Source organism: Kiloniella antarctica, from assembly GCF_042682825.1.
Classification (GTDB): Bacteria; Pseudomonadota; Alphaproteobacteria; order Kiloniellales; family Kiloniellaceae; genus Kiloniella; species Kiloniella antarctica.
On record NZ_JBHUII010000004.1, the window covers coordinates 185,506 to 208,253 of the forward strand.

A 22,748-nucleotide genomic window follows, 5' to 3' on the forward strand; every position below is an offset into this window, starting at 1 on the left:
CTTTTATCGCTATGGAGATTTAAAAATAAACCGCCTCAGCAAACCTATTTATCCAAGAACGAATATACCGTCTCAAATATATCCAAACAAAGTATAACGAACTTTTTAAAGATCGTTTCCCCCCTCGTATTTATAGACAAATCACAATACACTATTGTATTCCGCCCGGCGTAAATCCAGTGTTGCAAGCCCACGAACCCGACGTACAGGCGACGGTGCAAGACTGATATAAGGAGAAAGAACTGGTTTTTCTACAGGATAAAGAACTTCTGCTGGCGATCGATAACCGCGACCACCAACGGTTTTGATTGAAGTATCCCTCCCTTCAAAAAAATGATTTTTCCGGGTACGATTTAAACTACTTTTAGCCGCCCTCAAAGAAAAATCTCCATCTAAACGAGTTGGATTAGCTTTCGCTCTAGAAGCAAATTGTGCGACTGAATCCGATGAAGTTAATATACTCATTTATCTAACCCTCTCAAAATTGGCCCTTCTGGATTTCAACGTAGACAAATTAGGTGCCCTACGTACTTTTGACTTACCCTGTGAAACACCAACACCTAAAGTCAATCGATCTTCTTCGGTTAACATGTCAGGATATAATTGTTTCGAAGCTCGATCAAAAAGAGATTGAAAGCTGGTTCTTGGTTCGCTCTCTCTTGAAACAGACCTCCTCGCACGGCTATCTCTGCTATATGCTGCGCCCTGTTTGCCAGTTGTAAAGCCACCATATGATTTCCCTACGTCATAACCAGCAAAATTTGCAAGTTGTGCCGCAGTGCCAACAGCACCCGCAACACCACCGGCTCTTGATAGATACCCCAAGACACCCTCGACTGGATTGTACCCCCCATATTGCCCGGGTGTTCCGAAGCCCTCTTCATCCAGAGAATAAGAACCAACGGAATTAACGCCAGCCAAGACTCGTGATCCTAGAGTAGAAAAGAAGGCTTGGGCTGGATTATTCTTGGCGAAAAATTCATTTGCTTTAACACGTTGAGCCGTAGGATTACTTGCTAAAGACCTCAAGACATCCAGCTGAACTTGATTCAATCCCTTACTTTTGGCAGTACCTATGCCCGCGGCTCCTCTTGTCGCAGAGTTATAAGCCCCCTGCATCTCAGGTGAGTGTATGCCACCAAGTTGCGGGTTCGCTTTCGCAAAACTTTGCGTCGGAGATTTAGATCCTACAAATTTCCCTCGGGGATTGAGTGTTAAATCATGCACTTTAACAGATTTTCCATTGCTCAAGGCATCAACCAACCCGCCCTGCTCATCTTCCTCGCCAAGAGCACCATCAAACGTGTCGCCGCTCAGCCCGACTGAATTTGCAGCAGCCTGTCGCGCTCCTTTATTCAATCCGTGCGCGCCCTTTGGTCCAGAATAAGTATTACCACGCCTATTTACTCCATTAGACGCACTGTTCCCTCCTTGATGCCCAGGCCCAGTCAAATCATTTTGAAACCCTGAAGCCCCATTATTCTGGGTTGATTTGTTTCTTTTCTGACCTCTGGCTCCTCCCCTACGGCTAGGGCCTCTACTTCCCTCTCTATCACGACCAACAACATCGCGTTCTTGCTCATTAGAACCTCCAGGGCGATCAGAACCGTATCCCATCGAAATCTCCATTAAATTTATCTGTTAAGTAACGCGATGCTTTTAATTCTATTGCTCATAAAAAAAGCCCCACATAAGTGGAGCTTGGCTTTAAGAAAGGCGAATTTTCTCATAACGATATTAGCAATGATATAGGAGGGATAAAAAGTATCTTAGAAGTTATTTCAACAGTCTCTCAACCGCTCTCATCACAACAACTTATACCTGAACTTTCCTTGACATCATTCTTCTCATTGCTAGGATAATTATCCTTCTATTAAAGGACGCTCCATAACCTCTTTTGAGATTCCTTAACATAAAAAATAACTTTATTTATCAAACACTAATTATATAGCTCGAGATACTCAAATGCGCTTTTTACCGTACCTGATTGCATCGACCCTTTTCCTTTTCACCCAGCCCGCGCTAGCCGAAATGGGTGAAACGGTAACTATCACTCCAATAACCGTGGTTGAATTAGAATTACAGGAAAGCCAGATAAAAAATCAGATCAAAAAAGGAACCTTCTTAAAATACTCACCCGACATTTTATCAATGTTGCAATTGTCCGCAGGGCGTTTTGATAAACCAGGTAAGTCAATTTTCTTTTCAGGCTGTATGAAAAAAGCAGCCTCACCTTCTACACACTCTCAAATCATTGATCATTTGAACGAAGTAAAAAATTACGCTGATACTTCGAATACTGAAAAAGTATTCATGGAAAAGATGGTTGATCGGATGATTAACATCACATTGGATGAAAAAGACACTCTCTGTACTTGTAATGCAAATAATTTATGGACAATTCTGTCCAACGATCACAAAACAGTCTTCAACAAACTAGTCCTTGGTAGCTCCCTAACGTCAAAGGATCTTAAGAGCCTCAATAAAAATTCTTCCGGCTTTATTCCCAATAGCAAAGGTGGCCCCGGTGTCTGTTTATTAAAATCACTCGACCTGTATGACGAAATGTTGAAAGTTTTATAACTTCCGTACTCACTAAACCACTCACGATTTCCACATTAATATTTCAAAAATCGAGTATAAAATGCGTGTTACTTTTTTCATGCTACTGTTATTGAGCCTTACGGCTTGCCAAACAACAACAAAATCATCTCCTAGTGCCCCTGCAACAACCGCGATAAATTCGACAGGCAGGCATATTGAGGAAATTGATCTCTTCGATGTGGCGTCTGAACTGACTTACAATTCAGAAACGACACACGCTTTAACTTCCGGAACTTTTACGGAGTTTGAGCCAACCACATTGGATCAGCTGAAAGCCACTTCCACTAGGTTTGATCGCCCCGGCTTGTCTTTGCTTTATCTTAAATTTCTTCGGGAAATACAAGATGATCAAGCCAAAAAAAATATAAAAACCAAATATGAAGCTCTGAAAAACGAGGCCGGGATAGCACGCCAGCACCGGGCATTTTTCAAAAAAGTACACGATAGAATTGTTGCTATCACCTTGGCAGAAGAGGAAGCGGCATCACTGTGTATGGCTAAATACACATGGAGCTATCTGCCTGATAATCAGCGCATAACTTTCGATAAAATGGCGACAGGCGCGACCATTACATCGGAAGAGATAGAAGCACTGAAAATAACCGCGACAGGAAGAAGTAACGAAATCATACCTGTAAAATGTGTTTTGGAGCCAATGGAGCTTTATGGCCGTTACAAAAAACTCTTTTCATATTAAGAAGCTTATTCGCCTAGCTGTTAATCACAACTGACTAAATCCAATAATTTAACCGCGTTTTCCAATTGATCATCCAACTTATCGGTGATCGCATTTTCTCCAAGGTAAAAGCTATCGAAAGAAAGACGATTATCCCTTTGCACGAGCTTAAAGTGTATTTTTTTGTTAACTGTTCTATGGGATTGGGTATGTAATTCGGAATGGTTGGGATAAATTAGCAAATCGCCCTCATCATTAATAACATACCTTGGTTGATCGAAGATCATCGCTTCGACCACTTTATTTGAATAAAAAATCCCCTGTTCGCGAAAAGAGATATAATTACCTGCTTCACTACACCTGTTCGCGTTGTTTTCACTCCAATTTTTTGACAATATGCTATTTTCTCCATCACAAGAAGAAAATAAAATTGCCAAAAATATAGATAAAATTAATTTCAAATACATACGTTAACCTATTGTTATATAACAATATTATAACAAATGATGAATATTAGACAATCTGTATCTTATAAATTTTTTTGCTACGAAACCACAGGTACCAGACCTGAATGGATCAAGAACTGAATTCGAGTAATTGGGGCGAGCGAGAAGGATAAGTTAATCTCTGAAAAAGACTAATTATCATCAGAAACCCAAAACGCCGCTCGGTTATTTTAACTTTGCGGCGCTTGGTACAATCAATCAGTCGAGCCATGATCCTAACTATATTAGGATCTTGCGCAACAATTTTATTAATCAAGTGAACTATACACTTTGGTCGAGTGTATTATAAGAAATAGGCACTCGAATTTTGCTTTTAAGTGTCGAGAAAACTCACAATGCTCTTATTATTCTCAGATTGATCACCAAATATTTATTGGCATTCCCTTGCGAGAGCATTCCTTTTTAGTTCATAATTTTCAAATTCGTACTCCCGCCATTTCAAAGTTGAAATGTAAGGTAAAACAAGGTTCTGGAAATGGCATTTAAACAAAAATTAATCGATCTTTTTTTACTCTTAACCTTCCCCCACGTTTGTCTCTCTGTTTGGATCAGTGAACGTATCCCACCAACCTTAAGCGCCGTTATTGCGACAAGTTTTGCTGTCTTGATCGGGTATCTGATTTTTTTTGATAAACCGGATATCTATTACCAGCTAAATGAAATTTGGTTCCTGCTCCTCACGGCTTACCTTGCCCTCCCCGGTCTTTTTTTCCTTGCCAGAGGGTTTGATAAAGGCGGGTTTGACAAGGATGAATTGGAAAAAGAGGACTAGAATTAAATAGAGTATTGATATCTTGAGTACAGCTAAAACTATCGATTATTAAAGATCGCAACAGACTTTTCCTTGTCAGTGCTCTCCCTAACGACTAGGCACGTCAAAGCTAGTAGAGCGGATCAAATCAAGAAGACCCGGGAACTTCAGATCAATATCCTCCATGCGCAAGCAAGCAGCCCGACTATTGCCTCGATTGACTTGTCGAATAAAACCGGCCTCTCGCAATATTCGAAAATGATGCGTCAAAGTAGCTTTTGAAACCGGTAACTTAAAGGAAGCACAGGTCCGCTCTGTTTCCCGTGGTGCAACCGCAAGCTCTCCAATAACATGGCGACGTAATGGATCAGAAAGTGCATTGAAAATCACCGACAACTCCATTTCTTCCAGGGACGGGTGTCCCTCATCATCTGGCATTAAAAATTCCTTTATTCAAAGCCTCAGGTAAGATTTGACTCATACCTATAGATATTATACCCAATAGATATGAAAAACATCATACCTACAGGAAAAAGACATGTCCAACGACAATCAGATCCTTTTGCCTTCCCTGCAAGAAGGAGAGACAGAGCCATACAGCCTGGTCGGTCGTGCCAGAGCGAAACCTGAGATGGCAGATCAATTACAAACCCGACTGATTGATATGGTCGCGCCAACACGAAAAGAACCCGGCGCGTTAGAATACCATGTCCATCGCGATCGCCATGATAACAATCTCTTTGTTTTCTACGAAGTTTGGCAATCTCGAGAACATTTGGAGCGTCACTTGACAACACCTCATGTTCAGGATTTTTTAAAAGAGCGCCATCACTATTTGGAAGGAGATATGGAAATTGACTGGCTGGTTATGCAAAGCCCCTATCCAGAATAAAATGTCGAAAATGAACAGTCTAATCTGAAAGCGGATAGGCTTAGCCAAACATATCAAACCAAAACATCTCTAAAATTAAACCAGTCCCGGTAACCTTGTTCGCGTCGAGGCCTCGACCCGTTAATTCAAACGTTTTTGATCACAAAAAAAGGCCCCGGAGGGCCTTAATTTGAAGGTCTGTAGAGATCTACTTCTCAGTTACGACTTTGTCATTAATGGCATACAAAACACACTCTTCATCGGAAGATTTCGCACGACAAATTTCAAGAACGGTTTGCTTGAGTTTATTATAGGGCGCAATTTCTTTGGACCTTGATCTTGCCGTATGTCCATCTTTACTAATTGCAAAAGCCAGATTAATATCTGAATCTTTAATACTCACCAGATCAAGATAACGACCGAATGCCGTTTTTTGCCCGTCTGAGATTTCAAATTTTTTGGGATCGTAAAGATCGACTTTGATTTCTTTTTCCGGTTTAACATTCTGATCCCATACAATTTTTCCACCAATGTCATAGATTCTGCAGGGCTTTCCATTTGAATATTTTTGACACACTTTAATTGCTTTTGGCATTGATTGCAGCTTTGTTCCGCGACACTGAATGTCACGACAATAATACCACCCCCAACTTGTCCTACCATCGTTGGTTACCGCAAACGCACGCGGGTTTGATTTAAGATATTTTTCATAAGATTTCTGTGCGCTAGCGCTTAATGTAATTGGCCCTGAACCAACCAACGATGACGTCGTCGCACTTTTACATCCCACGACAAAAAGCAACAAAACCAGTACCATAATTTGTTTCACGAAAATTCCCCCAGACAGAAACTAATATCAAAATAAAACCGGACAATTCAAAGACAAAACTTCAAATCTCATATTTGTTTAATTCCCTACTCTGTACAACCTCTTCCTGCAACTAAAAAGAGAACATTTTCTAATAACCAAGAGACCGGAACATGCGCGGCGTATTAGATACAAAGTTACATTGAGATATATAATAGAACGGGAAACGGTAAACTTTCACCTGACTGCCACAAGCATGTAAGGATCCCCACAGCCCATATTCCCATTCACGTGTGTCATATCATTAAACCCGCCCGAACAGAGCGCGTCTTACATTCAATGCTGATAATGGCGGCGCTTTACGTACTTTAGACGCACCCTGACTAATACCAACACCAAACAATGGTTCCTGTTCTTCTTGGGGATAAAGCGTTTGTTCCGCACGCGCGAAGAGTGACTTGGGATTTACTGATCCGTTATCACCTTCACGGTTCGCTCTGTTCCTTGCTTCTCCGGCTACGCGTTGATCCGTCGCCTTACCGATTGTGCGAAAACCTGAAACTGATTTATGCGGGGAATAACCAAGTTTACCTGCAATTCTACTAGACCCTACCAATCCACTAACTAATGGGCTGGTTGATTTACTTATTAATTCCAATGCTTGCTCAGTGGGGGAGTAACTATCCTGAAAGCCAATATTCCCAATTTCGTCCACTGTAAGTTCAGAGTTTACACCAGCGATAAATTTAGCCCCATAACTTGCCATTGTTGAGGATAACCCACTTCGATAAGACTTGGCTAAGCTCCTTGCTTGAGCATTTCGAATACCAGTCACAGCCTCTCTAGCTTTCACCGCCTCCAAATCCGTCGGATCAACTTTCTTTGGTGATACAATTTGACTTAACGCCCTCATATCGTCGAAATCAATTTTCTCAGGTCCCAGCCCCGCATAGACACCAAGCTTATTCGCTCTACGATGAGCCTCATTTGCCGCCGCCTGAGCTTCGGGTGAATGCAATCCAGCTGCTGCCGATGCTGCGGTACTCATATCAACTTTTGTGGGGCCGGGTGAAGGCTTGAACCCGTTAAAATTACCCGTATTCCCACCGTCACGGCCTCGGTTTCCTCCACCCATACTCTTGCCACTAGCTGCGTCGGCATTACCTTTTCCACTTGGTCCTGCTGGCATATCAAAAACTCCTTATGGTTGACTCTTTGCGTTTCCGCTCCCATTTTAAGAGCAGATTACGGAGGGTTATAATGTTTGTTCGTATTGTTGTTTTAGCGCTAACTTGGGCTGTCGTATCATGCACACCGACAGATATACTGTTGAGTTTGGTTTCTCTGATTGCGCCAAAGCCTCGTCAACGCCCTTCACGCGTTCAAAAATTCCATCTGCACTAACCCCCGCCCTCTTCCTTCTTTGCCTTGACTCCCTCAACCCTAAGACGCAAACTCGCACACTTAAATGGGGAAAAAAATAATAAAATAATCTAGTATAGCTATTATTACCGTCTTACCACTGTCATTGATTCCAGAAAAATACTGAAAATGAACCGTAATATAGTATTTATACTTTCTGTCTTAGTTATTTTGAGCTTACCTCTAACTGTAGTTAAGCCAGCCACAGCTCAAACGATCAAAAAAAAATGGGTAACTTCCGATAAGCTTAATAGAAGAACTTGCCCCTCAACATCATGCGGTGTTGTTGGCAGATTGTTTTTTAGAGAAGCTGCACATGTACATGAGGTGAAAGGGGGGTGGGCTAGGGTATCAAAGTACTACAATGCTTCCTGCACTTCTGGTAGAAGCGAATTAGTAGACTCAGGAGATTCAAAGTGCGCCCCGAAAAATGGGATTGTTGATGGAAAATTCGCAGAATGGGTATCAGTATTATACCTATCTTCAAGCCGCCCAGAAGATCCGGCAAAAGATGCTTCTGGAGATGAGTTACTGATAGCTCAATCCGATGATTATAGGATATACAAAAAAGCATTCCTAAAAGCCACGCGATCATTAATAGAACAAGACCGCTGCACAAAAAAAGACTTCATAGATAATGGTGGCTGGGTAAAGTCATATACTCACCGTACAAAACCAATATATTTCACTTATTGTAATGGATACAACAAAGTTTATCTTAATACCAAAACTGGAAAGATAAATTAACCCTACCCCCCCGGCTCATAATCCGAAATAGCCACGTCCATATCTCCATAATCATCCTCTGACCACTTCACCACTGTTTCCGCAAAGGTAAGCGCCAGAGCATCCGCCACGTCAGGCGAGTGTAGCCCGCGCTTTTTCATGTCTTCTTTCCGCTCAAGTTGAAGTCTGTTCTTGGCGTCAAACCCGTATTCAATGCCTGTCAGATCAGTTTGTAACTCCTGATCATTGTCGGGGATATCACCGCCCTTGAGCCAGTCACGCATTTTGCCCCACATCTCGGCACGTTTGTTGAGATAGATCTTTTGATCTTGCGCCCGGGAACCGGCGTTTACATCTATCACATCATGGCCAAGCTGGTGCAGCCGATCCACAACACCACCGCCAACGCCGACACCGTCCACCAGCACACCATCAGGCTTCCATGCTTGCTTTGCTTCGATCACATGTCCGACGAGCTGCATGGTATCAACCCGGTATTTCTTGATCTCCAAAACCTTACGGCCTTGGCGCACAAGGATGACGGACTGATCATCACCGAACCTCGCCACATCCACGCCGATCACCAGAGGGTGTTCAGGCTGGGGGGACAGGGTACGTGCTTTGGCTTCGACGACGATTTCATTTGAGATAAACTGTGTGGACCCCGCGCGGGGGAAAACACCGCGCACCCGGACCCGAACAAAATCGCTGTCTTCGCCGTAATCTTCAACCCACTGCGCCATCAGATGAGCATTGGTGCCTTCGACCTGACGGCTATCGATCTGTTGCACCTGCCAGCGGTGACGAAGGCGGTTAAAGCATTCGAAAAAACGACCGGAATTTCGGGTTGGATTGCCAAAGACAAAGCGCATCGGTTCCCCATCAGTCAAGCCACCATCGCTGACTTCCCATATTTTATCCGGTACTGCGGATGCTTCATCGAACAGATAAAACGGCGTTGAATTTGCGGCATGAAGGCCGGCAAAACTCTCGGAATTTTCCTCTCGGCAGGTTTGGGCATCACACCGCCAACTCTCCGCGTGACGCCTGTGAACCAAAGACATATTTCCCTTACTTGTACTACAGGAAAACCAATGTCCGGTCAGACAACGTTTATGCCATTTTCCAAGCTCGGCCCAGGTCTTGGTTCGCAACTGATCCCCGGTGTTCGATGTCACCACCCCCTTGGCAAAGGGCCGTGTCGACATGATAAAGAGGATCAACCAGGCCGACATAGCTGACTTGCCAATTCCGTGACCTGATGCTGTTGCCATGTCCATTGGCGCCACGGGATGTACCCCGTCAAAACCCCGGGTTTTAATCTGTTTCCCAAGGCTCACCAGATAATCACGTTGCCAATCCCGTGGACCGGGAAAATCTTTAAGTTCTCCCTGCCCCCAGTCAAAAGCCCAAAGTACAAATCCCAAAGGATCGGCATAAAATTGCGCGCAGTCTTCCGCAATGTCCAAGTCAACAACATGGGTCATCTAACGCCTCAAATCTGATTTTGAACTAAATGTGAGTAAGAGTGCGCATCACCAAAATTCTTGATAAACCGCCTCAGTCCGAACTTATCAGTTCTGATCTTTTTGACGCTTTCGTCCGCGTGACAGACGTTCAATCAACTCTCTCTCAAGGCCCATTTCAACTTTTTCTTTAAAGGCCTGAACCGATACGTGTTTACCAATAAGTTCCAGTGCTTTACCTGCTCCACTGTGTTGGAATTTATATTCGCCCTCAGCATCTGCAACCGTGCTGCGTTGCATACAGCGTTCAAAAAGCTCAACAGCCCCGCGTAAGACATAGTCTGCGTCAATTTTAAGGCGCTCGGAACGTTCAGCCTGAGCCCGCTTTATCGCGTCCTTTACTGATATCTTGCGAAGTACCCTGCTTGCCGTTTGTTTGACAGAATTTGGACTGTATCCCGCTCTGAGTGCAGCCTGCGTGGCATTGAGATCAAGGAGATATTCTTCCACAAAGCGCCGTTGCATATCTGTAAGCATACTTTTTTGCTTTTGCTCATCCATGCCATATCCAGTTGAACAACCCAAAAATAATGAGGGAGACGCTCAAACAAATGAGAGTCCCCCTCAACACATTGTAAAACCAGCGAAGACAGCACTCAACTCATCATAGACAAAAACTAAGAAAATCCCTGTTATTGACGATTGAAATTACGTGGTGGCTTCCTTTTTATTTTAGTCGATTTTTTCGCCTTTCGTAGACGCTTACGCCTGCTCTTGAGCGGATCATTGCGATAAAACAGCAAAATGATAGAGCTGATAAAAAAGGCAAAAAGAACAATAGAAAGCTGTAACCAGTAATAATAGTTAATACGCTCAATTAACTCATTGATCTCTTTATCAAGTTTTAAGAGATCAATCTGCATAACTTCTTTGGCAAAAACGTTGAACGATATCAGACTTGAAATCAGCTCAGACAATAAAATAATAGAAGAACGATCCCCTTGCTTTTTTGCATCATCAAGAAGAGGAAAAATACCAGTAGATGTTGGTATTTTGGTATCCTCAGGAAAGACTTGATTTATCTTTTCAACAGCCTGCTTAAAACTCTTCTGTGAAGATGCCCAAAAGAGGAAAATAGTATCTCGATGATCTTTTATATCATCTGTCAGTAAGAGTTGATATCGTTGCGTTCCCAGCTCTAAAAGACTTTCGTCATACGATTTCCAAGCCTTGATCCATGCATCTTTTTGAACAGGTTTGCCCACATCCCCCCAGAGTAAGGTTTTCGTCAATCGGGACAGATTACGATACTGTTCGTTTACATTTTTGATCTTATCATCAAGGTATATCAGCTCATTCTGCATCACCATATATCCGAAAACTTCCAGAAAAATAGAAAATGCAACAGCCACAACAAAAGTTTTATTATATCGGCGCAAAAGATTCATTTAAGGATCTAACTTCATAATATCAGCCTCAATATCTTCAGGTACTTCTTCGTGTTGAATTTCCCGCCACCGAATTGCGATATTACGTTTATCCACTTTTTCAGCACGAACGGTTGTAAGCGCAGGCGTAGGCTCCCCTATTTTAGATAAAACGGCTAAACGTACCAGGGCGAGCCCTATATCAAAGGGGTGATTGGCAACAAAACCGTCAACATTCCCTCCACTCACCATGTCTTTCGACAATTCCTTGTCAAAATCTACAGTAAAAAGCTTCACTGTTTTATTATTCAACTTTTTTAAGCCCGCCAGACTGCCTTTTGCAAGGTAAACACCCGGTGTATAAATCGCCTTCACTTTGGGATGGTCATTCAATATTTTGAGTGTCTTGGCTTCAGCTTCTTTTGTTGAATTTGCGCCTTCTCGGGCAACAACCTTAACATTTGGATACCGGTGTTTTAAAACGGTCTCAAGCGCCTTCTCTCTTTGATCGCTCGCATAATAGGGTGTGTCACGATAGAGAATTGCAATTTCTCCCACCTCCGCCAAACTATTCGCTATCATTTCGGCAGTGTAGCGCCCCATCTGAAAAAGATCATCAGTCACCACCCCGGCATAATCCTTGGGGTGTTCCATCCCTTCCGGGAGGTTGTTCAATATAGCAACAGCAACCTTTTGATCTTTTGCCAGTTTGAGATGGTAGGTCAAATCATCAGGTTTTAAAGGTAAAACAATCAACAAGTCTGGTCGTTTTAACAAAGCAGAAGTTAGTTGTAGTCGTTCGATATACGGGTCGTGCCCGGCATCCGACAAATAAACAAGATCTATGCCCAGATTGGTCATTTCCTGCCTAAGTCCCCTGATTAATACACGGCTATAGTCTGTCTCAGTGTCGTGGAGGACAACCGCAGCTTTTAACCGCATATTACGAACAGAGTTGACCTGTGTATCAAGCAGGTAAAGAACATCTGAACTCACAGGCGCTTCGCCTTTAGGGCCAATAGTTGAAAGCTGAATAAGATCAGGTAAAGGTTGAGGTTCTTCTTGTGAGAGAAGAAGAAAAAAACCTGCTAATAGGCCGAGTATGGCGATAAGGCCAACAACAAACAGCGGCGTTCGTTTATTCATCACCAACACCAGTTTTATTATCTATGCATAACATCAACCACGCCTTAAAAATTAATTATCACCCTATTTTAATCAACCAGGTCTTTCTAAAAATGAGAATATTTTCCAGTAATCATAAAGACCTTGGTTCAACTCAGACAAGAGAAACTTCATTATGTTAATTGAAGATATCACACAGATATTATCTATTCCTTATCAGAGTATTAAGATTTAAAACCTTTGAAAGGGTGTGGACAAAAATATCATCATCTTCTTGGACTTCAGCTTTCCAAGGCCAAATCAAAAAAACGAGACCGATTTAAAGGTTTAGTAAAACATCCCAAACGATGATGCTTTTTCTTGCAAAAAATCCAATGAATGCATTTACTCAACTCTAATGAGTTCATGGTCTTTTTAAAATAAATCTTTCAGGGGGACTTATCCTTTCGCTATCTTTGCGCTAAAAGAAATTTAAAATAAGTACTGCAAGTAAATCCAGAGTAAGTACAGGTAAAGGGTTTAAGATTGTCGACAATTATCATCACGGAAAAAACATCTCAAAAACGAGATGTTCAAGCGGCTGTCGGCAGTAATTTTGGACGTATTTACCCCGCCGAAGGACATCTTCTAAGTCTTGTTGAACCCCAAAAAGTTCAAAGCAGTTGGGGTAAATGGTCCTTTGACCTGTTAAAACCTGATGACTTTTACCCCACCTGTCCGTCACCTGACGCATCCCCTTCTGCCAAAGGTAAGCTACAGGCTATCGCAGATGCGTTAAAAACAGCCAAAAGGGTTATTCTCGCAACTGACTGTGACCGTGAGGGACAGTTGATTGGTGAAGAGATTTTACGACATTATCAGTTTAACGGCATCGTCGAGCGGGCCATGTTTACGGCACAAGATGAAAAGACCCTCCGCCAAGCCTTTGATAATCTGGAACCCAACGAAAAATATTTTAACCTCGGCCAGGCTGCCGTCGTACGACAACAAGCAGATCAAGTGTACAACCTCTCTCTCACCCGCGCGGCAACTGTGGCCTTGAAACAACCTGGCCAATACGGCGCCATCGGCATTGGCCGGGTCAAAACGCCGACAATGGCAATCGTCTGCATGCGCGAATTGGAAATTCTGGATTTTACGCCTCAGGACTATTATCACCTTATCGCAACAGCAACGATCGACGCCCCTGGGAATATCCCAAGTGGTCCGGAAAACAGTGCCGACAAGCTCCAATTGGATCTACGCCATGCTCCAAAAGATAAAATTCTCGATCTCGACAAGGCAGAACAAATTCGTACAGCCGTCGAGGGTTTTACGGGCCCCATAAAGGCTGAGAAAAAGATCAAGAAGACCAAGCCCCCTCGCCTGCTTGATCTTCCAGAACTACAGAAAATTTGCGCCCGTCGTTGGGGGTGGAGCGCAGATAAAACGCTCAATATTGCTCAGGAACTTTACGACGGGGAAGGTAAAAAAATTCAAACCTACCCCCGTGCTGAATCTCGTTATTTGGCCGAAAACCAAATTGATGACATTGGGGAAATTATTCAGGGCCTGAGCAAGTTGACACAATATCAGAGTCCAGAATTAGCGCGAGATCTCGCAAAGCCCGAAGTTCGGAAAGGGAAAACCGGGCACTTCTCCGATGCAGGGTTAAAAGGCGTATCTCACCACGCGATTGTCCCCAACAAAAACACTATGGACAAGATTGAAGTTATTTACCCCCGCCTCACGCCAGACGAAAAACGTATGTTTGATCTGGTCGCAAGCTCCTACCTTGCCATCCTTATGCCTGATTACGTCTATGAATCCACCAATATTTCCATGGCAGTCCCCGTAACTTTACCAGAAGAAAAACCAAGAGTTCTCGACTTCAAGATCACAGGCAATATTCCAAAAGAACAAGGGTGGAAAGCCGTCTATACCGATGATATGGAAAAAAAGGACGATCACGTCGGAGAGCTGCCTCCCGTACAAGATGGCGATCTTGCCACTTTAATGCCTGTGGTCACGGATACAAAAAAAACAAAGGCCCCCCCACGGTATAATGAAGGAACGTTGATCGATGCCATGCAAAACTCTTGGCGATTTGTTGACGATAAGGATTTAAAAGAACGCCTAAAAGAAGCCAAAGGCATTGGAACACCAGCGACACGCGCGGCTGTGATAACCGGACTAAAACTTCAAAACTTCCTGACCCAAAGCGGCAAACATATCGTGCCAACAGATGCAGGATTAACGCTATACAAAACCCTGAAAGCCGCTGCGCCTGAGTTGGTTGACCCCGGTGTGACCGCCATGTGGGAAATGCACCTGGATGATGTGCTACAAGGCAAACAGAGTGCTCGACAGGTTTGGGATAATATCGGTAACGACACCGCACGCCTCATCAGTATATTGAGAACCAATGGCCCAACCGCCCCCAAAATCAATACGGGCGTTGCCATGCCCAAAAGTGCTGGTAAAGGCAAACCTACAGACAAAATGAAAGACGCTGCAAAATCCATCGCCGCCAGTAAGGGGTTAAAACTACCCAAAGGGTACACCTCGGATTTTAATGCCTGTCGTGAATTCCTTGACGAACATCTTGGGGGAAAAGGACCAAGTCCCGAACGCGTTCTTGCTAATTTGGAAAAACAACTCAGCGGTGGATTAATCAATGGTCTCGGGGCAAAGGCTGCCAAACAACTTGCCGAGGCCTATGGGCCTGAAACATTAAACATAATCCAGCACACGCCTGAAAAACTTGATACGCTTGAAGGTCTCCCCAAAGCAAAACTAAAACTGCTTCAGGAATGGTCAATTGAACGAAAGGCAACCCGTGAGATTGGCACCTTTCTCCATACCAACGGAGTTGATCCCTGTCGAGCTTTTAGGCTTTATCAAGCATATGGCGAAGCCACTATTGCAAAACTAAAAGAAGATCCCTATTGCATTGTCAGGGATGTTCGCGGACTGCCTTTTGACATACCAGACACACTGGCACATCGATTAGATTTTCCAGCCGAAAGTATTTCCCGCGCCTGCGCTGCTATTTTTCATGCTTTAAGCCTCACAGCTGACTATAAAAACAAAGACACTCTTCTGTCTATGCTCAACAAGAGATTGAGCCTGCCGCTTGATCTATTGGAAACCGCACTTGAAACTGAAATTGAAGGTAAACATCTTCATAAACTCAAACGTAAAGATGTTGAAGGACAGACACAGGAATATCTTATTGTGCGGACGCTTTGGCAGGCGGAGAGTAAAATTGTCAAGCGTCTAAAATCAATGATTGATGTAACACCAGCATGGGGCGGAATAGAAGCAGATAAAGCGATTTTATGGATCACAGGACGCGAAGGCATTTCCCTTTCGCCCGCACAACAACACGCTGTAAAACACCTATTATCCTCACATCTGTCCGTCCTCACGGGATCGCCTTATACGGGCAAACAACAAACCGTACGTGCTTTCCTCCGCATCCTAGATGCCAAGGGTATTAAACTGGCTCTGGCTTGCCCTGCGGCCGGTGATGTAAAGAGATTCGCCAAAAATACAGATCTAGAAGCAACGTCACTAAGTAAACTTCTGGAGTATAATACCAAGACTGATAGTTACAAACGTACAGCCCGTAAAACCTTGGATTGTCAGCTATTGGTGATTAATCAGGCACAACTTTTAGATCGCCCTCAATTACTTGCCGCTCTTGATGCATTACCTGAAAATGCAGGGTTGCTCCTGATCGATGACTTCCGACGTATGGCACTCCCTGGAACTGGGCGCACTCTTAAAGAGACCATAAATACCGTTGGCCTTACTCCTTTAACGCTAACAGAGTTGTCTCCTGAGGAAACAAACAATAGGCTCGCACACAATTGCTTGCGTATTGCTCAAAGCCAAGCTCTCGATCTATCAACTACACCAGCGAACACAAATCCGGAGGAAAAGAATAATTTCTATTTTGTTGAGGCAAAAGATCCTGAGGATAGTCAACGCAAACTAATCGAAATTGCCAAAAACCGATTACCCAAAAGCTTTAAACTTGACGCCATCCGTGACATCCAGATTATAAGCCTTGCGGGCGGAGACCTCAGCTCGCAGCGCCTTGCCCCACACTTGCAACAACTGATAAACCCGGTCAAGGACGGCCTGTTTGTTGATCGCTTTAATAGCCGTTTTCGCATCAACGACAAGATCATCCTTGGAGAAACAGATCTGGCGCGCGATTTAATCGCCGGAGAAATCGGTTGTATCAAGGATATCAATCGCGACGACCTACCTTCTGGCTCTGATACGTTAATCAACATTGATAGCGGGCAAGTCACCATCGACTTTTCAAGTAAAAGCCATGACTTCTCTTTTGATGAATTAGACCGCTTGTCTCTGGCCTTTGCTCTACCTGCAACACGTTGCAAGACGCGTCAGATGAAAGCTGTTGTTGTACTTTTACCGCAAGACACACAAAGCATAACGAACCTGAACAACATAGCCTTCTATGAAGCCATCACGTCCGCCCAAGAACTCGCCGTTGTGATTGGGCCAAAGATAACACCTGAGCTTTAAGTAAACCATTTCAACTACATACATTTGCAATTGAAAAAACAGTGATCCTCAATCGGTTGCAGCTGAGGTAACAATACGTTCCGTCGGGAACACGAGGGTGACCCGAGTACCAAGTTTGGGTTGGCTTTCTATGGTGATGGTACCGCCATGTAGTTCCATCATACGTTTAGCCAGCGGCAGCCCCAATCCCGTTCCTTTAGCATTGCTCTCATAAGCGCTTTTAACCATGCCAAATGGTGTAAAAGCAACCTCCACACCATCGTCATCCATGCCTATACCAGTGTCAGTAACCGCCAAACAAAACTGCCCCTTATGATCAAACCGTTTTGTGATGCGAATGGTCCCTTTTGCGGGCGTGAATTTAACGGCATTACTCAAAAGATTTACAATAACCTGTTTTACCAAACGCATATCCGCAAATAAAGCAGGGCCGTTATTTTCGACCTCATTCTCAATAACAACATCTGCTTCTTGTGCCTGTAAACGGATCATTTGGATGGCATCATTTAATATCTCTGGGAAATTCAGTTGCGTCTCATTAAGTTGAATTTGTCGTGCCTCAATAGAAGATACATCGAGAATATCATTAATAATATCAAGCAAATGCAACCCAGATTGAGAAATATCGCTACAATATTCATGGTATTTATCACTGCCCAGTGGCCCGAATGTCTGCAATTTCATGATATCTGAAAATCCAATTATCGCATTCAAGGGCGTGCGGAGTTCATGGCTCATGGAGGCGAGAAAATTACTCTTGGCTTCATTTGATGCTTCTGCTTGTTGTCTTAGATCAGAAAGAGTATCGACCTGCTTGGAAACGGCTTTAAATATGAACCAGATCAAGATCAGGAAAATCATTACACCGATTAAACTGATCAAGGAAACCGCTATCCAAGTTGCGGATAAACTTTCTCCGGCTTTCAGTCCAACTTCCTTTTGTCGGGCTTGCTCGATTTGAACAAACTCGATCCAATTCCGATCCAAAATCACCATAGTTTTTTCCAACTCCTCACGTATTTGTCCGTTAAGGATCTGTAATTCCAGATGATCTTTGATTAGGGTATATAATCCTCCTTGCTTTACATGAATGGTTTGATGGTGTTCATCAATTAAATAACCTTCCCCAAACAACAATGCATTCAAAGTCAAAATTTCTGATTTTAAGGCCTCTTCTTCCTGTGCGGATCCATGCTTGAGTGCGGACATTCCACGCGCGAGGCGACCCAGACTTGGTTTTAACTTATTATCTTTAATATCTGGTAAGTGATCGTAGTTCCGTTCTCCCGACAGGACCTCTACCAAACGCTGTATATCGGCCAGTTCGGTTAATAATGTGCCAATATTTTCTCGTAAAAGTTCTTTGTGTTGCTCAATTATACTCTTGGATATATTGACAACTTCACTTGGTTCAGCACCTTGATACTTCTTGATATCCAACGTCATTTTCAAACGTCCTTTACCCACAATCCCGTTGATAAGAGTGTGAATAACAGTTAATTGTCGACGCACCTTGTTCAGGGTAATATCTTTGCCAAGATCAGTTCCAATCCTATCATTTCGACCTCGCCAATCTTCTGCTTTTATCAATAGGCTTAAAAGTTGATCAGATTGAATAATCAAAGAACGTATCAGATGTTTATTGTCCTCATGGGTATTTTCCAACAAAGCCTTCAAAGACACATCTAAATTTTGAAGGGCTTTGACCCCTTTTATAGGATTGTTTTTTTCACCCTGATCAAGCAAGAGCCTAATTTCCGTGGTTCCAACCCGGATCAATAAATTTAACTTTGCCACCTCTTCAGCAAAAACCTTTTCATCAATAGCCAAAAGAGCGGACTGGTCGCGCTGTTTAATCCCCCCCCATCCCAGAGAAAGATTAACCACCAGAGATGTCAAAAGGCTGAGTCCAATCAATGCCCAAAGCATCTTTCGAATACGCCTAACTTCTTGATGGGCTTCCATCTATGCCTCTAACGCTTTAATAAAAGTGGGATATCAGCCCATTGAAAGGGAACGAACTTGCCATCTCTTAACACAGTAGGCCAGACACGGTGACTGGCTTGATGATCGTTCTTGTCAAAATGAAGTTTATGACCTGTACCAATTGAGAATTCTCCCAACCCTTCTAAAGCATCAATAATATTTTCCCGGTTCGGTGCGTTATCCAAGCGCGACAAAGCTTTAATAAAAATCTCAGCGGCTAGATAGCCTTCTAAGCTACCAAACGAAGACCTTTTACCCTCACCATACAAGAGCAAATCTTGTTGATAACGATCCACAATGGGCAAAGATGTGTCTTCTGGGTGTGGAACAACCTGAGTAACAATAACGCCATCATATTCAGTGCCCAATTCACGTGCAATGGGTTCAGCCCCAACAAAAGAGACATTAAGAAACAAAGCCTCAAGCCCTGCACCTCGAGCCAATTTGATAAAACGTGCTGATGGGGCATAGGCACCAACCATGATAACCGCACGCGGCGTTGGATCTGCAAGCAGGATATCTGCCAAAGCATTTTCTACAACCAGCGTATTCCTCTCATAACGTGTATGAATAATCGCTGTTTCAGATTTAAGACCAAATTTCTTTAGGGCACTTATCCCTCCAACATATCCCGCGTCACCATATCCATCTCTCTGCGTAAAAAATGCAATCTCTTGAGGCATTAATCCTGCATGATTAATGAGCGCATCCACCATTGCCGAGGTTTCTTCTGCGTAGCTCGCCCTATAATTAATAACATAACGATTAGGAGGTATTTTTCGTAGAACCCCGGCCCCTGTATAAGGCGCAAATAACAGAGTTTTTTCTTCACTCGCAATAGGGAGAGCGGAAATCGCGGTTGGCGTCCCCACATTGCCAATAACAGCCAATACATGTTCAATTTCGATAAGGTCGCGCATGTTAGGAACCGTTTGCTCAGGCTCATAACCATCATCCCAGGCAAGTAAGCGAATACGCCGTCCTTTAACGCCACCTTTGGCGTTTTCACTGGCAAGTCTTATTTCCACCCCCAGCCGCATGTTTTGCCCGAGTTCCTCAGCAGGTCCACTCAGGGCCGTTGACATACCTAAAAGCACCTCATCTTCGCGCGCATATACACTCGTCTCACTCAATGAAATCCAAATTGTAAAGAAAGTAACTGCGATAAGACGACAGTTTTTGCCATATCGAAGCATAGGGTTCTCACGAGTATCCGCTTTATTATCCAAATCTACATCAACCTCCAAGAGTACCAGCGTAGTATCACAAGCCTTTAAAGGTGGTTAATTCTAGCGATAAACTCATAAAATTACCCTGTTAGCTCTATACCTTCTCACCAAAAGTAATTTTCTTGGCATACCTGCAACAGAAAAACCTCATAGATCCCTCCTCATAGCTAACCCTTTGTGGTAATTAACAGCCCCCCTTACTCGCCTCATATCTTTTATAGCGGCTCACATATTATCTCTTCATTTTAAGGTATACGAACAAGGCCTCGTTACGGTTAATCTGATTTAATCACAAACAATTATACCACCATAAGATTAAACTTAAGAATTTAATAACCTTATGATTGCAATATTTACTTGTTATTTTTGTAAAACTTTACCTGCTTTCACCTAAGGAAACCAAAAATCAAAGTAAAAGCACAGGAAACAAACCTCATAACCACGTTTGTACCGTTCGAACGAATACTGAACTAAGTTCCACAATATACTTTTCGGCCGCAAGATTGTTAGGGTTACAACTTTGGAATTAAAACCGCAAACAGTTCAGCCAATATACTTAAGTCGCTATATATCCAAGCGCGCCACCGCTTATATAACCACAGCAACAATTCTAATTATTGGTTATTTTTTGACGCGGGAAACTCTATGGACAGGATCTCGCGAACTTCACACCGTTATGGAAGTCATTGCCACCTTTCTTGCTTTGATGATCGGCACCCTTTCCTTACTGCGCTTCTACAGTAAGCAGGACCATCTCTTCTTACATCTTGGTGTCGGTTTTCTGGGAACATCATTTCTCGACGGTTATCATGCCATTGTTACCTCCGCCTATTTCGGTCCCTTGATGCCATCAGATTTACCCTCCCTCGGTCCATGGAGTTGGGTGGCTTCCCGACAACTCCTGTCCGTTATGCTCTTTCTCAGCCTTGTATACGGCATGAGAGAGCAGCGTCTCGGGAAAAAGGGAAACGTCAGTGTCGCAACAGTATATTGGGTGACAAGTCTCTCCACAGTTTTTTGCTTTCTATTCTTTGCTTTTTTCCCCCTCCCCGCCGCTTACTATCCAGATATGTTCTTTCATAGGCCTGAAGAGTTTCTACCCGCACTTTTCTTCGGCTTCACCCTCCTTGGTTACCTATACAAAGGAGCGTGGAGAACAGATAGCTTTGAACATTGGCTCGTCCTTTCCCTGATTATCGGTTTTATCAGTCAAGCATGGTTTATGTCTTTTTCTAATCATTTGTTTGATTATCAATTTGATGTGGCACATGTATTAAAAAAAATCAGCTATCTTTGTGTTCTGATTGGCCTTTTGATTAGCATTCATAAAACTTTTCATAGTGAAATCAAAAACATAACTCTACTAGCAAAAGGCAACCATGAGTTAATGGTTAAACGTCTCAAAGCGGTGAAGCTCCAAAAAGCCGTTGAAGGGTTGGAACGTTCAAATAAAGAGCTCGAAAAGTTTGCATATGTAGCTTCGCATGACTTGCAAGAACCTCTTCGCAAAGTACAGGCCTTTGGCGATCGCCTACGACAAAGTTATGGCGATGTGTTGGATGATCGCGGCAATGATTATCTCAACCGTATGCAAAATGCCGGAAAAAGAATGAGTACTTTGATTAATGACCTGTTGGATTTCTCAAGAATTGCCACACATATTCGTCCTTTTATCCAGGTAGATTTGAATGACGTTATCCAGGGGGTTTTGAGTGATCTCGAAATCACCATAGAAGAAAATAATGCTGTTGTGTCTGTGTCTATCTTACCCACGATCGACGCCGATCCATTACAAATGCAACAGCTTTTCCAAAATCTTATCGGGAATGCCATTAAATACAGAAATCCGGATCGCGCTCCGGAAATTCAGATTATAGCTAATGATCTTGAAAGCGAGGAAAATCAAAGATTTTGCCAGATTAAAATCAAGGACAACGGGATCGGGTTTCAATCTGAATATACCAGTAAAATATTCGAAATATTTCAAAGGTTACATTCGCGCCAGGAATATGACGGTACGGGGATAGGTCTGGCGATTGCTCGCCGTATAGCCGAGCAACACGGCGGAAACATTACGGCAACAAGCATCCCGGGAGAAGGATCAACTTTTCTCGTAACTCTATTATATGAGTATAAACAAGATGAGTATAAACATGCCCAGAAATAAAGAAGATATTCATATCCACATGGCAGAGGACGATGAGGACGACCGTCTGATATTTCAAGAGGCCATGGCAGAAGCACGGGTAGGAAATAAAATTACTTTCTCACTTGATGGACAAGATTTAATCGACCTTCTGAGACGTCAAGGAACATTCTCCGGTAACACGGATCCTTTGCCCGACATAATTTTACTCGATTTAAATATGCCTAGAATGGATGGCCGTGAAGCATTACAAATTATCAAAGCAGACCCCCTCTTGAAACGTATTCCAGTCCTCATATTAACCACATCCAAGGCCGAGGCCGATATTTATACGACCTATAATGAAGGCGCTAATTCCTTTATCACCAAACCAGTCAGTTTTCAGGGGCTCGTCGAGGCGATTAATACGATCACAGACTATTGGGTCAATATTGTAAAACTACCGGATTAGATTTTCTGTTTA

The 22,748-nt window shown here is 43.2% G+C and carries 21 protein-coding genes; 9 read left to right on the forward strand and 12 right to left on the reverse strand.

Annotated elements, in window-relative coordinates; genetic code table 11:
- Positions 1–141: 141 nt before the first annotated feature.
- Positions 142–465 carry a hypothetical protein gene (locus ACFSKO_RS07840; protein WP_380250198.1) on the reverse strand — a complete coding sequence of 108 codons (324 nt, stop codon included), beginning with the start codon at positions 463–465 and terminating at the stop codon, positions 142–144.
- Positions 466–1,617 carry a hypothetical protein gene (locus ACFSKO_RS07845; protein ID WP_380250200.1) on the reverse strand — a complete coding sequence of 384 codons (1,152 nt, stop codon included), beginning with the start codon at positions 1,615–1,617 and terminating at the stop codon, positions 466–468. It abuts the gene before it with no gap.
- A 348-nt stretch (positions 1,618–1,965) separates the two neighbouring features.
- On the opposite strand from ACFSKO_RS07845, the gene ACFSKO_RS07850 reads away from it, so the two are divergent.
- A complete protein-coding gene (locus ACFSKO_RS07850) occupies positions 1,966–2,583 on the forward strand; it encodes a hypothetical protein (RefSeq protein ID WP_380250202.1) in 618 nt (205 codons plus the stop codon).
- A gap of 61 nt (positions 2,584–2,644) precedes the next feature.
- The gene (locus ACFSKO_RS07855; protein ID WP_380250204.1) at positions 2,645–3,301 is read left to right on the forward strand and encodes a hypothetical protein; all 657 of its coding nucleotides are present in this window, start codon (positions 2,645–2,647) and stop codon (positions 3,299–3,301) included.
- 20 nt (positions 3,302–3,321) lie between these two features.
- On the opposite strand, the gene ACFSKO_RS07860 is transcribed toward ACFSKO_RS07855, so the two are convergent.
- Positions 3,322–3,747 carry a hypothetical protein gene (locus ACFSKO_RS07860; protein WP_380250206.1) on the reverse strand — a complete coding sequence of 142 codons (426 nt, stop codon included), beginning with the start codon at positions 3,745–3,747 and terminating at the stop codon, positions 3,322–3,324.
- Between the two features lie 514 nt (positions 3,748–4,261).
- On the opposite strand from ACFSKO_RS07860, the gene ACFSKO_RS07865 reads away from it, so the two are divergent.
- Positions 4,262–4,558, forward strand: a complete 297-nt coding sequence (locus ACFSKO_RS07865) for a hypothetical protein (protein ID WP_380250208.1) — start codon at positions 4,262–4,264, stop codon at positions 4,556–4,558.
- 87 nt (positions 4,559–4,645) lie between these two features.
- Here the strand turns inward: ACFSKO_RS07865 and ACFSKO_RS07870 are convergent, their stop codons facing one another.
- On the reverse strand, positions 4,646–4,975 hold the full coding sequence (locus ACFSKO_RS07870) for an ArsR/SmtB family transcription factor (RefSeq protein ID WP_380250210.1): 330 nt from the start codon (positions 4,973–4,975) through the stop codon (positions 4,646–4,648).
- Between the two features lie 100 nt (positions 4,976–5,075).
- Here ACFSKO_RS07870 and ACFSKO_RS07875 point away from each other — a divergent pair, with 100 nt between their 5' ends.
- Positions 5,076–5,429: a putative quinol monooxygenase gene (locus ACFSKO_RS07875; RefSeq protein WP_380250212.1), complete on the forward strand. Its 354-nt coding sequence runs from the start codon at positions 5,076–5,078 to the stop codon at positions 5,427–5,429.
- A 187-nt stretch (positions 5,430–5,616) separates the two neighbouring features.
- Here ACFSKO_RS07875 and ACFSKO_RS07880 read toward each other — a convergent pair whose 3' ends face one another.
- Positions 5,617–6,237, reverse strand: a complete 621-nt coding sequence (locus ACFSKO_RS07880; RefSeq protein WP_380250214.1) for a hypothetical protein — start codon at positions 6,235–6,237, stop codon at positions 5,617–5,619.
- Positions 6,238–6,520: 283 nt separating this feature from the next.
- The gene (locus ACFSKO_RS07885) at positions 6,521–7,405 is read right to left on the reverse strand and encodes a hypothetical protein (RefSeq protein ID WP_380250216.1); all 885 of its coding nucleotides are present in this window, start codon (positions 7,403–7,405) and stop codon (positions 6,521–6,523) included.
- Between the two features lie 71 nt (positions 7,406–7,476).
- On the opposite strand from ACFSKO_RS07885, the gene ACFSKO_RS07890 reads away from it, so the two are divergent.
- The gene (locus tag ACFSKO_RS07890; protein WP_380250218.1) at positions 7,477–7,620 is read left to right on the forward strand and encodes a hypothetical protein; all 144 of its coding nucleotides are present in this window, start codon (positions 7,477–7,479) and stop codon (positions 7,618–7,620) included.
- Positions 7,621–7,767: 147 nt separating this feature from the next.
- Positions 7,768–8,385 (forward strand): hypothetical protein, encoded by a 618-nt coding sequence (locus ACFSKO_RS07895; RefSeq protein WP_380250220.1) that lies wholly within the window; start codon positions 7,768–7,770, stop codon positions 8,383–8,385.
- Between the two features lie 2 nt (positions 8,386–8,387).
- On the opposite strand, the gene ACFSKO_RS07900 is transcribed toward ACFSKO_RS07895, so the two are convergent.
- The 4 genes from ACFSKO_RS07900 to ACFSKO_RS07915 all read right to left on the reverse strand — a co-directional run bounded on the left by ACFSKO_RS07900 (position 8,388) and on the right by ACFSKO_RS07915 (position 12,403).
- Positions 8,388–9,851: a terminase gene (locus ACFSKO_RS07900; protein WP_380250222.1), complete on the reverse strand. Its 1,464-nt coding sequence runs from the start codon at positions 9,849–9,851 to the stop codon at positions 8,388–8,390.
- Positions 9,852–9,938: 87 nt separating this feature from the next.
- Positions 9,939–10,391: a terminase small subunit gene (locus tag ACFSKO_RS07905; RefSeq protein ID WP_380250224.1), complete on the reverse strand. Its 453-nt coding sequence runs from the start codon at positions 10,389–10,391 to the stop codon at positions 9,939–9,941.
- Positions 10,392–10,522: 131 nt separating this feature from the next.
- The gene (locus tag ACFSKO_RS07910) at positions 10,523–11,278 is read right to left on the reverse strand and encodes a hypothetical protein (protein ID WP_380250226.1); all 756 of its coding nucleotides are present in this window, start codon (positions 11,276–11,278) and stop codon (positions 10,523–10,525) included.
- A complete protein-coding gene (locus ACFSKO_RS07915; RefSeq protein WP_380250228.1) occupies positions 11,279–12,403 on the reverse strand; it encodes a substrate-binding domain-containing protein in 1,125 nt (374 codons plus the stop codon).
- A gap of 504 nt (positions 12,404–12,907) precedes the next feature.
- Here ACFSKO_RS07915 and ACFSKO_RS07920 point away from each other — a divergent pair.
- Positions 12,908–16,924 (forward strand): DNA topoisomerase, encoded by a 4,017-nt coding sequence (locus ACFSKO_RS07920; RefSeq protein ID WP_380250230.1) that lies wholly within the window; start codon positions 12,908–12,910, stop codon positions 16,922–16,924.
- Positions 16,925–16,972: 48 nt separating this feature from the next.
- Here the strand turns inward: ACFSKO_RS07920 and ACFSKO_RS07925 are convergent, their stop codons facing one another.
- Together ACFSKO_RS07925 and ACFSKO_RS07930 are read right to left on the reverse strand one after the other, a co-directional pair.
- Complete coding sequence (locus ACFSKO_RS07925) at positions 16,973–18,889, reverse strand: sensor histidine kinase (RefSeq protein ID WP_380250232.1); 1,917 nt, start codon at positions 18,887–18,889, stop codon at positions 16,973–16,975.
- Between the two features lie 8 nt (positions 18,890–18,897).
- A complete protein-coding gene (locus ACFSKO_RS07930) occupies positions 18,898–20,139 on the reverse strand; it encodes an ABC transporter substrate-binding protein (RefSeq protein ID WP_380250234.1) in 1,242 nt (413 codons plus the stop codon).
- Between the two features lie 520 nt (positions 20,140–20,659).
- Here ACFSKO_RS07930 and ACFSKO_RS07935 point away from each other — a divergent pair.
- Positions 20,660–22,306, forward strand: a complete 1,647-nt coding sequence (locus ACFSKO_RS07935; RefSeq protein ID WP_380250236.1) for an ATP-binding protein — start codon at positions 20,660–20,662, stop codon at positions 22,304–22,306.
- Complete coding sequence (locus tag ACFSKO_RS07940) at positions 22,293–22,736, forward strand: response regulator (protein ID WP_380250238.1); 444 nt, start codon at positions 22,293–22,295, stop codon at positions 22,734–22,736. The genes ACFSKO_RS07935 and ACFSKO_RS07940 overlap by 14 nt, the downstream gene beginning before the upstream one ends.
- Positions 22,737–22,748: the final 12 nt, after the last annotated feature.